This is a genomic window from Pseudorhodobacter sp. E13, assembly GCF_003991405.1.
Lineage (GTDB): Bacteria > Pseudomonadota > Alphaproteobacteria > Rhodobacterales > Rhodobacteraceae > Pseudorhodobacter.
This window is the reverse complement of record NZ_RPEN01000157.1, coordinates 163,308-176,148: the sequence shown is the minus strand read 5'-3', so window position 1 is coordinate 176,148 and position 12,841 is coordinate 163,308. Positions and strand designations below refer to the sequence as shown.

Genomic DNA, 12,841 nt, shown 5'->3' with positions numbered 1-12,841 from the left:
CGCGCTCCCGAGGTATTTTTGCCAAGATGAAACGGCGGACACTCTGGACGTTCTGGGGGCATGTGGGTTAACTGCGCGCATCCGTTGAATTTGCGCGAAAAGGCCCGCTGCCATGCCCTATACCCCCTCTGAGATTGAAGCCCGTTGGCAGGCCGCCTGGGACAAGGCCGGTGTGTTTACCGCCAAGCGGGATGCGGCCAAGCCGAAGTATTATGTGCTGGAGATGTTCCCCTATCCGTCGGGGCGCATTCATATGGGTCATGTGCGCAACTATACCATGGGTGATGTGGTGGCGCGGTATAAGGCGTCTTGTGGCCATGCGGTGTTGCATCCGATGGGGTGGGATGCCTTTGGGATGCCCGCCGAGAACGCCGCGATGGAGCGGGGCGGCCACCCCAAGGACTGGACCTATGGCAATATCGCAGACATGCGCGGGCAGATGAAGCCCTTGGGTCTGTCGATCGACTGGAGCCGCGAGTTTGCCACCTGTGACCCGGAGTATTACGGCCAGCAGCAGGCGATGTTCATCGACATGATGGAAAAGGGCTTGGTTTACCGCAAGAATGCGGTGGTGAACTGGGACCCGGTGGATATGACCGTGCTGGCCAATGAGCAGGTGATCGACGGCAAGGGCTGGCGGTCGGGGGCCGTGGTGGAACGGCGCGAGTTGACGCAGTGGTTCTTCAAGATTTCCGACTATTCGGGCGAATTGCTGGAGGCGCTGGACGGGTTGAAGGACTGGCCCGAGAAGGTGCGTCTGATGCAGGCCAACTGGATCGGCAAGTCGCGCGGTTTGCAATTTGCGTTTTCCACCGTGGGTGCACCAGACGGGTTTGACCGGGTTGAGGTGTATACCACGCGGCCCGATACGCTCTTGGGAGCGTCCTTTGCCGCGATCAGCCCCGATCATCCGCTGGCCAAGCATCTGGAGCGGCATGACCCCGAGGTTGCCGCTTTTGTGGCCGAGTGCCGCAAGATCGGCACCAGCGAGGAGGCCTTGGAAAAGGCCGAGAAGCGCGGGTTTGATACCGGCGTGCGCGTGCGCCACCCGTTCGATACCGCGTGGGAGCTGCCGGTTTACATCGCCAATTTCGTATTGATGGACTATGGCACCGGCGCGATTTTCGGCTGCCCGGCGCATGACCAGCGCGATTTTGACTTTGCCACCAAATACGGTTTGCCGATCCCGCCGGTTTTCGTCGCCGAAGGGGCCGAGGAAGCAAAGCTGACCGAGGCTTTCGTGCCGCTGAAATCGGAGAAGGTTCGCTATATCCGCGGTTTTGCAGGCGATGAGGTGCAAACCGGGGCCGATGCCGTGGATGAAGCGATTGCGTTTTGCGAGTCCAAGGGCGTGGGCCATGGCGTCACCAATTTCCGCCTGCGCGATTGGGGCGTTTCGCGCCAGCGCTATTGGGGCTGCCCGATCCCGGTCATCCACTGCGAGGCTTGCGGTGTGGTGCCGGAGGCCAAGGAAAACCTGCCGATCGAATTGCCCTATGATGTGACCTTTGACATCCCCGGCAACCCGCTGGACCGTCATCCGACATGGCGCAGTTGCACCTGCCCGAAATGCGGCGCGGCGGCGCGGCGCGAAACCGATACGATGGACACGTTTGTTGACAGTTCGTGGTATTATGCGCGCTTTACCTCGCCCCACGCGCCCACGCCGACAAATGCGGATGATGCGGCCTATTGGATGAACGTCGACCAATATATCGGCGGCATTGAACACGCGATTTTGCACCTGCTCTATTCGCGCTTCTTTGCGCGGGCGATGCAGAAAACCGGCCATCTGCCTGCCAAGGCGATTGAACCGTTCAACGCGCTGTTCACCCAAGGCATGGTGACGCATGAAACCTATGCCACCAAGGGGGCCGATGGCCGCCCGGTCTGGCAATTGCCCGAAGATGTGGTGAAATCCGAAACCGGTGCGGCCTTGCGCGATGGCACCCCGGTGGAGGTTGGGCCGATCATCAAGATGTCGAAGTCCAAGAAAAACGTCGTGGACCCGATGAATATCATCGCCACTTTCGGGGCGGATACCGCGCGCTGGTTCGTCATGTCCGACAGCCCGCCCGAGCGGGACGTGGAATGGACAGCCAGCGGTGCCGAAGCCACGGCCAAATTCCTTGGCCGCGTCTGGGCGCTGAGCGAGCGGATCGCCCAGATGCCCGATGCGGACGGCGAAGGCGATCAGGACCTGCTGCGCGCCATGCATCGCGCGATTGAAGATGTGACGCGCGGCATCGAAAACTTTGCCTTCAACAAGGCCATCGCGAAGTTGTATGAATTCACCAACACCCTGTCCAAATCCAGAGCGGGCAAGGCGGCGATGGTAGAGGCGATGCGCAACCTCGCCCAATTGATGAGCCCGATGGTCCCTCACCTCGCCGAAGAGATCTGGGCGATGCAAGGCGGGGCGGGTTTGGTCGCCCAAGCCGCCTGGCCAAAAGCCGACCCTGCGATGCTGGTGCTCGATTCCATCACCCTGCCGGTGCAGATCAATGGCAAACGGCGCGGAGAAATCACTGTTCCTGCCGATATGCCTGCATCCGAGGTTGAAAAGATTGTTCTGGCGGATGATGCTGTGGTGAAGTTCCTTGCCGGTCAGCCGGTAAAGAAATTGATCGTGGTGCCGGGGCGTATTGTAAATGTGGTTATCTAGACGGATTTTTTTCGCCTCGCTTGCGTCGCTTGCGCTTGTGGCCTGTGGTTTCACGCCCGCCTATGCGCCGGGGGGCAGCGGTTTGGCGTTGCAGAACACCGTTCTGGCCGCCGAACCGCGCGACAAGCCTGCCTTCGATCTGGTGGAACGGATCGAAGAGCGGCTGGGCCCGTCCGATATCCCGAAATATGCGCTGACCTATACGATTGAACTGAACCCGATCGGGGTTGCCGTGACCACCGATAACGCGATTACCCGTTATAACCTGACTGGCAAGGTCACTTGGGAGCTGAGCGATGTCATCACAGGCACCCGGCTGACCGGCGGCGTCTCGACCAATTTCACCTCTTATTCCGCAACCGGGTCCACGGTGGCCGGTTTGGCCGCGCAGGAAGATGCCGCGTATCGTTTGATGCGGATCATCGCCGATCAGATCATCAGCCAGCTTCTGGCGACCTCTGGCCAATGGGCGGAGGCAGCCCCCGCAGCGGCGGCCCCATGAACCTGAAGGGGCAGCAAGCGGCCAAATATTGCGCGGCCCCTGACCCGAACAAGGCAGGGCTGCTGATTTTCGGGGCCGATGCCATGCGCGTGGCGCTGAAACGGCAAGAAGCGATCCTTGCACTGGTTGGTCCGCAGGGAGAGGCCGAAATGCGGCTGACACGCCTGCCCGCCGCCGATCTGCGCAAGGATGGTGCGGCGCTGTCGGATGCATTGCGCAGCCAGGGGTTTTTCCCCGGCCCGCGCGTGGTATTTGTCGAAGAAGCCACCGATGGCCTGTCCGAGACACTTGCGGATGCGTTGCGCGAATGGCGTCCCGGCGATGCGGTGATCGTGGTGACGGCAGGCAACCTGACGGCGAAATCGCCGCTCAAGAAGGTGTTTGACGAGTCCGGCTCGGCGGTCTGCATTGGGCTGTATGACGAGCCGCCCAGCCGCGAGGAAATCGAGGCAGAGCTGAAACGCGCGGGGCTGGCGGCCATTTCGCCCGAGGCGATGACCGATCTGGGCGTGCTGGCCCGCGCGCTGGACCCCGGCGATTTCCGGCAAACGCTGGAAAAGATTGCGCTATATCACTGGGGGGTCACCGCGCCGCTCAGCTCTGCCGATGTGGCGGCCTGCGCCCCGGGCACGATAGAGGCCGAGGTGGATGATGTGATCCATGCCGTTGCCGAACGCGACCAGCAGCAAATCGGCGCCTTGATGCGGCGGCTGGAAGGGCAAGGCGTGACCCCGGTCACGCTATGTATCGGGGCCCTGCGGCATTTCAGGGCGCTGCATGGGGCGGCCACCGATACAGGTGGGGCGGCGAATGGCATGGTGCGGATGCGCGTCTTTGGCCCGCGCCGCGAACGGATGCTGCGGCAGTTGCAAAGCTGGCGGGTGCCAATGCTGGAATGGGCTTTGGGGGAATTGCTGGAAACCGACCTCACGCTGCGATCAGCCAGCCGCGCGCCAGCCATGGCGGTGATGGAGCGCGCCTTGATCCGCTTGGCGATGGCCCCAAAATGACTGGGTGGCGGCGCTTCGTCCGAGCCATGAGCCCTGCCGTCGGCCACCCGCCCCTGCGCGAAATGCTGCGGGCCTGCATTGGGGCTGGCATTGGCCTGACGCTTTGCACTTTTCTGGTCCGCTTGACCATGGCGCCCGTCACAGCCGAAGGACCAGACCCGACCTTGCTGCTGATCGCCCCTTTGGGGGCCACCGCGATGCTGGCCTTTGCGGTGCCGAGCAGCCCCTTGGCGCAACCTTGGTCCGCCCTTGTGGGCAACACCGCATCGGCGCTGGTCGGGGTTTCCGTGGTCATGACGGTGACAGAACCTTGGCTGGCGCTTGGCCTGTCGGTGACTTTGGCGATGATCGTGATGATGCTGCTGCGCGCCACACATCCTCCCGCCGCAGGTGTCGCCCTTGGCGCGGTGCTGACCGCCGATTCCGTGCGCGAGGTTGGCTTTTCCTATGCCTTCAGCCCGGTCTTGCTGGATACCAGCCTTTTGCTGCTGGTTGCAGTTCTGTTCAATCGCGTCACCGGGCGCGTCTATCCCTTTCGCCAGCCCGAAGACCATGCACCCCGCCATGTGGGTGAGGCCAGTCTTAGCCCGGCGATTGACAGCAAGGAGTTGACGGCGCTTTTGCAGCGTCTGGGTCTGGACGCCAACATCGGCGCGGCCGACCTTGCCCGGCTGATTGATGCCGCACATAAACAGGCAGCAGAACATCTGTTCGATGGCGTGGAAACCGCGCAGATCATGTCGCGCGATGTGGTGACGGCCTATCCGCGCATGCCCGTCAGCCAGATCGCGGCGCTGTTTCGGCAGCACAAGGTGCGCACCTTGCCCGTGGTTGGCTTTGATGGCGTGTTTCAGGGGTTGGTGTCGGAATCTGATCTGGTGCGCACCTTGCATAACCCCGATGCCAAAGCCGACAGCGGCGTTCTGAACCGTTTGCTGCGCGCCAGCCGTGATGTGGTGGAACCTGTTGCCGCCGATGTGATGGAACCCATGGTTGGCACCGTCAGCGAAGTCACCCCGTTGGGCGTGCTGATCGACCTGTTGGCCGAAGGCGCGCAACAGGCGGTTCCCGTGCTGGACGATGGCCGGCTGGTTGGCATCGTCAGCCGCGCTGATCTGATCGCAGCCCTTGCCAAGGCGCATCAAAGCCATCACGCTGAGCAGACAGAAGCAGAGGGTAACGATGTATAAGCTGATCGGAACCGTCAAAACCCGCGCCGCGCGGGCGATCTGGAGGGTGGAGGAACTGGGCGTTCCCTTCGAACCTATCGCCGCCCCACCCCAGTCGGATGAGGTGGTGGCGCGGAATGCATGTCCCGAGCTGGTGCGCGCAAAACCCGCCTGTCAAAGGGCGATGGCGCGATGAACGTTTATGATGATTTATGCGATGCGGCCAAAAGCGCTGGCATCAAGCTGTTCACCGTCACCCTGCATGATCCGGGCCATGCACAGGTGCGCCGTGCCTATAGCTCGGACCCGGTGGCCTATCCGGTATCGGGCACGAAACCCTTGTCCGATGACGCGTGGTCGCAGCAAGTCATCGGGCGGGGTGAGGCTTTTGTGGCCAATCACGACAGCGGGTTCAAAGACCTGTTCCCCGACCATGCGCAGATCGTGGCACTAGGCTGCCGATCCTGCGCAAACCTGCCCATTCTGCGCAAAGGTGAGGTGGTGGGCACCCTGAACCTTTTGGCAGAGGCCGGGCATTTCACGCCCGCGCGGCTGGCGGGATATCAGGCGATGCTGGCCGCGCATCACGATGCCTTGCTGGCGGAAATCGCAGCGCGTCCGCTTGGGTAAGGGCCCACCCGGCCTTGCCGTTTTTTTGGATATATATAACCAGATAAAACCCAGCCTTCACAGAACTAGCCAGGTGTCGGCCAAACGGTAGCCTTGGGGCCATGGGTCCTCGGGGTCCAGCAGCAACTGGCGGCTGTCGGTGATCCATGCGCGGCCTTGGATGCTGGGGATGATGGCAGGTGTGCTGCCGAGGGTGGTGGTGCTTTCAATCCGGCAATCAAAACGGCTGCCAAGGATGGACAGGCCCACAAACGCCTCTCCCACCCGCATGTCGCCGCGCGCATGCAGCACCGCCATGCGCGCCGAACAGCCGGTGCCAGTGGGGGAGCGGTCCAGCTTTCCCGGTTCTATCGCGACGGTATTGCGCCCGGTCTTGATACCGTTTTCCACGGTGATCGGCGCGGTGAACTGGCAAAAGGAGACATGCGCCCAATCGGGATTGGTGGGATGGGAAAAGCCCAGTTGTTCGGTGGCCGCTTGGGTCAACTTCATGCCAATTTCGGCCAGATCGCGCGCTTCATCAGGGCGCAGGGAAAAACCAAGGCTGGCAGCATCTACCAGCACGAAACTGTCGCCACCAAAGGCCGTATCAACCCGCAACGTGCCATGGCCCGCAAGCTCCAGCGGGGCATCCAGCCGTTGCGCAAAGCTGGGCAGGTTGGTGACGCGGATGGATTTCGCCTTGCCGTCTTGGCATTGCGCGGTCACGGCGATCAACCCGCCCGGCGCCTCCAGGTAAAAGCGGGTTTCGGGTTCGGTCATCGGCACCAGACCCGTATCAAGCAACACCGTCGCCACGCAAATGGCGTTGGAGCCGGACATGGGCGGCGTATGCACAGGCTCCATGATGATCCAGCCAAAGGCGGCGCGCGGGTCTTTGGCTGGCACCAACAGATTGACATGGCGGAACACGCCGCCGCGCGGTTCATTCAGCACGAAATTGCGCAGGGTTTGATCGGCGGCAATCCAGCGCGACTGCGCCCAGAGCGTATCACCGGGAGGCGGGGCCACACCGCCGATGATCACATCGCCAACTTCGCCTTCGGCATGGCAGCCGATGATCTGGATGGTCGTGCGGCTGCGCATGATCTGCCCCCCTTTGTGCCTATCCATTTGTGAAGCTGCGCGCCGCTTTGGCAAGCCTTATCGCGGGCGCGCCTTGCCCGGACTACGCGACAGGAACCCCGGTGGCCGTTTGGCGACCCAGTCGATGAACTTGGCCAGACGCGGATGCTGCTGCAAGGCCGCGATGGTGTTGAACCGCCGCGCCAATTCCGTTTCCGTCAGGCTGGCATGGATTTCCTTGTGGCAAATGTGATGCAGCAAAACCACGGGCCCCTTTTTGCCACCCTTGGCGCGCGGGATCAGGTGATGCAGGCTTTGCGGCACATCCGGCGGGATAGGCCGCCCACAAAGCGCACAGATCGGGATATCTGGGTCAGGGATTGGCATGGCGCTTTGTGGTTTCCCTTGTCTCGGTTAGGGTTTCTTGCCAAAGAAAGCGCAAACCCCCACAGGGACAAGGGCCTAGATTTCCATGGAACAGATGCCAGCATTTGTGCAATCGTTTTTGCAGATGATCAAACCCGTGACCGATACGGCAATGCAATGGCTGGTAAGCCCTGCCGCATGGTCGCAGTTTGCGCTTTTGGCAACCGCTTTCGTTCTGGCGATTTTCCTGACCCGGCGGCTGCGCCCGTTGATCGTTAACCTGCTGACACCACCAGAAGGGGCCGAAGGTCTTATCCCGCAGGCGCGGCTGTTCGCGCTGAAGCTGATGCCCTTGCTGATGCCCCTTGTCGCCTATGCGCTGACCGCTGTGGGAGAGGAGTTTACCCGCTCTCTGTTCGGATCTGGCGCGGTGATCGCTTTTGGCAAGCGCGTGTTTTTGTTCATCGCCGTGCGCGCGCTGGTGCGCGAGGCGCTGACCGACCCGTTCTTGCGCTTGCTGGGGCGCTATGTGTTGATTCCGGTGGCGGCGCTTTACACGCTGGGCGCGCTGGACCCGTTGATGCTGCGGCTTAGCGAGACGATGATCGAACTGGGCAATATCCGGTTTTCGCTGCTGTCGCTGATCCGAGGGCTTATCGCGGGCAGCTTGCTGTTCTGGCTGGGCGGTTGGTCAAACCGTCAAAGCAGCGAATATATCCAAAAGCAAAAGGAACTGCGCCCCGCGACCCGGCAACTGGCCGTCAAGGCCGCCGAAATCACGATCTTTGGTGCGGCGTTCCTGCTGCTGATGTCGATCATGGGCATCGACCTGACGGCAATTGCCGTTCTGGGCGGCGCCTTGGGTGTCGGCATCGGGCTTGGCCTGCAACAGATCGCGGCGAACTTCGTATCGGGCGTGATCTTGCTGGTCGAAGGCCAAACCACCGTGGGCGATTATGTCGAACTGGATGGCGGGGAAACCGGCACCATCGTCAAGATGACCGCGCGCGCCTGTATTCTGGAAACCTTTGACGGCAAGTGGATCGTGGTGCCGAACGATCATTTCATCACGACGCGGGTGGTGAACTATTCCGACCAAGGCTCTGCCAACCGCTATGAGGCCGCGTTTTCAGTGAGTTATGACACCGATATCAACCGCGTTCCCGCGATCATCACCGAAGCGGTAGAGGCGCTGCCTTTCGTTCTGCGCGCGCCCGAGGGCCCGGATTGCGAGCTGCGCGGTTTTGGCGACAGCGGCATTGATTTTGCCATCGAATACTGGGTGTCGGGCATTGATGACGGCAAGAACAAATATCAAAGCCAGGTGCTGTTCGCGATCTGGAACGCGTTGAAGGCGAACGGCATCGAAATTCCCTATCCGCATCGCGTGGTGGAATTCAAAGGCGCGGTGCCAAAGCTGTGACCGATGCTTTGGTCATTGGCGCAGGCCCGGCAGGGCTGATGGCGGCCGAAGCCTTGGCCGCTGCCGGGCGGCAGGTGCTGGTGGTAGAGGCCAAGCCAAGCCCCGCGCGCAAGTTTCTGATGGCGGGGAAGTCGGGGCTGAACATCACCCACGCCGGCCCGGATTTCGCCGCCGCCTACCCCGAACAGGCGTGGCTGGCCCCGATGCTGGCCGAATTCGGCCCGCAGGCCGTGCAAGATTGGTGCCGCGATTTGGGGCAAGCGGTGTTTACCGGATCATCGGGCCGGGTGTTTCCGGTCGCGATGAAGGCCTCCCCCTTGTTGCGCGCATGGCTTTCGCGGCTGGGGGCAAACGGGGTGGAACTGCGCACCCGCTGGTGCTGGGACGGGTTCGATGGCGATGCCTTTGCCTTTGAAACCCCTGCGGGGCGGCAAGCGCTGCGCCCGGCGGTGACGGTGCTGGCGCTGGGCGGGGCAAGCTGGGCGCGGCTGGGGTCTGATGCCGCTTGGGTGCCGTGGCTGGCGGCGCGCGGCGTGCAAATCAGCCCGTTTCAACCCGCAAATATGGGCTTTGTCATTGACTGGTCGGCCCATATGGCGCGGCATTTCGGGCAACCGGTGAAAGGGGCGGCGCTATGCCTGTCCACCGGCGTGCGCGAGCGGGGGGAATTCATCGTCTCGTCCAAAGGGCTGGAAGGCGGCGGAATTTATGCGATCAGCCGCGCCTTGCGCAATGGGGCCACGCTGCGGCTGGACCTGTTGCCAGACCAAAGCGTTGAGGCGATCACCGCGCGGCTGGCCAAGGCACGGCGCGGTGATACGGTGGCGGCGAAACTGCGCAAACTGGGGCTGTCGGCGGTGGCGGTGGCCTTGGTGCAGGAATGGGGCCGCCCCTTGCCCGATGATCTGGCCCCGCTGCTCAAGGCGCTGCCGGTGCCGCTGGCAGGGCCGCGCCCGATGGATGAGGCGATCTCAACCGCGGGCGGCATTGCACAGGCGGGCCTGACCGAAGGCTTGGAATTGCGCGCCTTCCCCCGCGTCTTTGCCTGCGGCGAAATGCTGGATTGGGAGGCCCCGACAGGCGGCTATCTGCTGACCGCCTGCCTTGCGACCGGGCTTTGGGCCGGGCGCGCCGCCGCAAAGACCTAGCCGATCCGCTGGCCTTTTGCGTCAAACAGATGCAGGTTTTCCGGGCTGGCCGTCAGGCGCATCACCTCTCCCCGCGCGCCGACCCGGTGCACACCCGCAAGGCTGGCGGTGAAATCAACGCCCGTCCCCGCGATCTTGCCATGCAGCAAAGTATTCGCGCCCAAGGGTTCGGCCAGATGCACCTCCAGCGACAGGGGGCCATTGGCATCGGGGGTCACATGCTCGGGCCGCAACCCAAGCTTCACCGGCCCGCCTACCCCCGCCGGAACATCAAAGGACGCGCCCCCGGCGACAAGCGTCACCCGGCCCGCGCGCGCCTCGGCCTCCAGTATGTTCATCGAGGGGCTGCCGATGAATTGCGCGGCGAACAGGGTTTGCGGGCGCTCATAGACATCAAGAGGTGTGCCGATCTGTTCAGCCACGCCGCCATTCATCACGATCATGCGGTCGGCCATTGTCATCGCCTCTACCTGATCATGCGTGACATAAAGCGCGGTGATACCCAGCTTGGCCTGCAATTCCTTGATTTCCAGCCGCATCTGCACCCGCAGCTTGGCATCAAGGTTCGACAGCGGCTCATCAAACAAAAACACCGCCGGTTCGCGCACAATCGCGCGGCCCATCGCCACCCGCTGCCGCTGCCCGCCCGAAAGCTGCTTTGGCCGCCGATCCAGCAACGCCGAAAGCTGCAACAGCTCTGCCGCCTCGCGCACTTTGCGGTCAATCTCGGCCTTGGGCAGACCCGCGATCTTCAACCCGTAGCCCATGTTTTGCGCCACCGACATATGCGGATACAGCGCGTAATTCTGGAACACCATCGCGATGTCCCGCTCCATCGGTTCCTTGTCATTGGCACGCACACCGCCAATCCGAACCTCGCCTTCGGAAATGGTTTCCAGCCCCGCCACCATCCGCAGCAAGGTGGATTTGCCACAGCCCGACGGCCCGACGATCACGATAAACTCGCCATCCGCGATATCGACGCTGACGCCTTGGATCACTTCGGTTTTCCCAAAGCGCTTTTTCACATGGTCAAGTTCTACCGTTGCCATCTTATTTCTCGCTGTCCACTAGCCCACGAATGAAAAGTTTCTGCATCGACACCACCACGAAAATCGGGGGCACCATCGCAAGGATCGACGTTGCCATGATGACCGGCCAATCGGCCAGATCATCGCCGCTGGGGAACATCTGCTTGATGCCCATGACGATGGTGTTCATTTCGGGGTCGGTTGTGACCAGCAGCGGCCAGAGATACTGGTTCCAGCCATAGATGAACAAGATCACGAACAGCGCCGCGATATTGGTGCGGCTCATCGGCAAGATGATATCCCAGAAAAACCGCATTGGGCTGGCACCATCGACGCGCGCTGCCTCGGCCAATTCATCCGGCACGGTCAGATAGAACTGGCGGAACAGGAAGGTGGCCGTGGCGCTGGCGATCAGCGGAAAGATCAGCCCGGAATAGCTGTTCAGCATCCCGAAACTGGCCACCACCTCATAGGTCGGCACAATCCGCACCTCTACCGGCAGCATCAGTGTCAGAAAGATCAGCCAGAAAAACAGGTTCCGCCCCGGAAAGCGGAAATACACAATCGCAAAGGCCGACAGCAGCGAAATCACGATTTTGCCGACCGCGATGCCAATCGCCATGATCAGGCTGTTGACCAGCATTGTGCCCACCGGAACATTGACGCCGGAAAACAGCGCGCGGCTGTAATTATCCCAGAAATGCCCGCCGGGGATCAGTGGCAAAGGCGGGCTGACAATATCGGCCTGCGTCACCGTAGAGGCAACAAAGGCCAGCCAGATCGGGAAGAACACGACCAGCACGCCGCAGATCATCAGCACATGCGTCAGCCACAGCCCCGCGCCGCGCCGTTCCACCATGCCCGTGGGTTCGTCTTGTGAAAAAAGCGCCATCAGTAATGCACCCTCTTTTCCAGAAACTTGAATTGCACCACCGTCAGCGCACCGACAACCACCAGCAAAATCACCGATTGCGCGGCAGAGGAGCCAAGATCCTGCCCCACGAACCCATCGGAAAACACCTTATACACAAGGATCGTGGTGCTTTGCTGCGGCCCACCCCCGGTGATGGTGTGAATAACGCCGAAGGTTTCAAAGAAGGCATAGACCACATTGACCACCAGCAGGAAAAACGTAGTAGGCGAGATCAGCGGCAAGACGATGGTAAAGAACCGCCGCCAGAATCGCGCGCCATCAATCGCCGCCGCCTCGATCACCGATTTCGGGACGGCTTGCAGGGCCGCGAAAAAGAACAAAAAGTTATAGCTGATGCGCCCCCAGCTAGAGGCAACGACGACAAGCCCCATCGCCTCGGCCCCATTCAGCACATGGTTCCAGTCATAGCCCAGCTTGCCCAGATACCATGACACAATGCCGATGCGCGTGTTGAACATGAACAGCCAGAGCACCCCCGCCACAGCCGGCGCAATGGCATAGGGCCAGATCAGCAAGGTGCGGTAGGTTCCGGCGCCTTTGACCAAGCGATCGGCCAGCACGGCCAGAAACAGTGCAGGCACCATGGAACACAGCGTGACCAGAAGCGAAAACACCGCAGTCGTCACAAAAGACGCGCGATAATGGCTGTTGGAAAACAGGTATTCAAAATTCCCAAGGCCCACAAACCGGGTCGACAGGCCGAAGGGGTCGGGGATGAACATCGACTGCCAGATCGCCTGCACCGCCGGGTAAAAGAAAAACACCGCCGACACAAAAACCTGCGGCAAAATCAACAGCAAGGGCAGCTTCCAGCCCTTGAACGTCACGCGCTTTTCCATTCATCCCCCCCCTGCAAATACATCAGGCGGGGGCGCACCCCCCCCCGCCTGACACTCTG

The 12,841-nt window shown here is 61.7% G+C and carries 12 protein-coding genes; 7 read left to right on the top strand and 5 right to left on the bottom strand.

Annotation, left to right across the window (positions count from 1 at the left end; all coding sequences use genetic code 11):
• Positions 1-112 precede the first annotated feature (112 nt).
• From leuS to EGN72_RS13120, 5 genes are all read left to right on the top strand, one after another.
• Positions 113-2,665, top strand: coding sequence for a leucine--tRNA ligase (gene leuS, locus EGN72_RS13145; RefSeq protein ID WP_127048308.1), 2,553 nt, complete (start codon positions 113-115; stop codon positions 2,663-2,665).
• On the top strand, positions 2,652-3,167 hold the full coding sequence (lptE, locus tag EGN72_RS13140; protein ID WP_127048307.1) for an LPS assembly lipoprotein LptE: 516 nt from the start codon (positions 2,652-2,654) through the stop codon (positions 3,165-3,167). The genes leuS and lptE overlap by 14 nt, the downstream gene beginning before the upstream one ends.
• Positions 3,164-4,177 carry a DNA polymerase III subunit delta gene (holA, locus tag EGN72_RS13135; protein ID WP_127048306.1) on the top strand — a complete coding sequence of 338 codons (1,014 nt, stop codon included), beginning with the start codon at positions 3,164-3,166 and terminating at the stop codon, positions 4,175-4,177. Before lptE ends, holA begins: the two co-directional genes overlap by 4 nt.
• Before the next feature lie 26 nt (positions 4,178-4,203).
• On the top strand, positions 4,204-5,367 hold the full coding sequence (locus tag EGN72_RS13130) for an HPP family protein (RefSeq protein ID WP_158623194.1): 1,164 nt from the start codon (positions 4,204-4,206) through the stop codon (positions 5,365-5,367).
• Positions 5,368-5,487: 120 nt separating this feature from the next.
• Positions 5,488-5,976 carry a GAF domain-containing protein gene (locus EGN72_RS13120; protein WP_233587133.1) on the top strand — a complete coding sequence of 163 codons (489 nt, stop codon included), beginning with the start codon at positions 5,488-5,490 and terminating at the stop codon, positions 5,974-5,976.
• Positions 5,977-6,033: 57 nt separating this feature from the next.
• Here EGN72_RS13120 and EGN72_RS13115 read toward each other — a convergent pair whose 3' ends face one another.
• Both EGN72_RS13115 and EGN72_RS13110 read right to left on the bottom strand, forming a co-directional pair.
• On the bottom strand, positions 6,034-7,062 hold the full coding sequence (locus tag EGN72_RS13115; RefSeq protein ID WP_127048302.1) for a proline racemase family protein: 1,029 nt from the start codon (positions 7,060-7,062) through the stop codon (positions 6,034-6,036).
• Positions 7,063-7,119: 57 nt separating this feature from the next.
• Positions 7,120-7,428 (bottom strand): HNH endonuclease, encoded by a 309-nt coding sequence (locus EGN72_RS13110; protein WP_127048301.1) that lies wholly within the window; start codon positions 7,426-7,428, stop codon positions 7,120-7,122.
• Between the two features lie 124 nt (positions 7,429-7,552).
• Here EGN72_RS13110 and EGN72_RS13105 point away from each other — a divergent pair, with 124 nt between their 5' ends.
• Both EGN72_RS13105 and EGN72_RS13100 read left to right on the top strand, forming a co-directional pair.
• Positions 7,553-8,830, top strand: a complete 1,278-nt coding sequence (locus tag EGN72_RS13105; protein ID WP_233587132.1) for a mechanosensitive ion channel family protein — start codon at positions 7,553-7,555, stop codon at positions 8,828-8,830.
• On the top strand, positions 8,827-9,978 hold the full coding sequence (locus tag EGN72_RS13100) for a TIGR03862 family flavoprotein (protein WP_127048298.1): 1,152 nt from the start codon (positions 8,827-8,829) through the stop codon (positions 9,976-9,978). Before EGN72_RS13105 ends, EGN72_RS13100 begins: the two co-directional genes overlap by 4 nt.
• On the opposite strand, the gene EGN72_RS13095 is transcribed toward EGN72_RS13100, so the two are convergent.
• From EGN72_RS13095 to ugpA, 3 genes are read right to left on the bottom strand one after another with little or no spacing between them, the layout of a single operon-like run.
• Positions 9,975-11,030, bottom strand: a complete 1,056-nt coding sequence (locus tag EGN72_RS13095; protein ID WP_127048297.1) for an ABC transporter ATP-binding protein — start codon at positions 11,028-11,030, stop codon at positions 9,975-9,977. The genes EGN72_RS13100 and EGN72_RS13095 overlap by 4 nt on opposite strands.
• Position 11,031: 1 nt before the next feature.
• Positions 11,032-11,868, bottom strand: coding sequence for a sn-glycerol-3-phosphate ABC transporter permease UgpE (gene ugpE / locus EGN72_RS13090; RefSeq protein ID WP_127048541.1), 837 nt, complete (start codon positions 11,866-11,868; stop codon positions 11,032-11,034).
• 32 nt (positions 11,869-11,900) lie between these two features.
• Positions 11,901-12,782: a sn-glycerol-3-phosphate ABC transporter permease UgpA gene (gene ugpA, locus EGN72_RS13085; protein WP_127048295.1), complete on the bottom strand. Its 882-nt coding sequence runs from the start codon at positions 12,780-12,782 to the stop codon at positions 11,901-11,903.
• Positions 12,783-12,841: the final 59 nt, after the last annotated feature.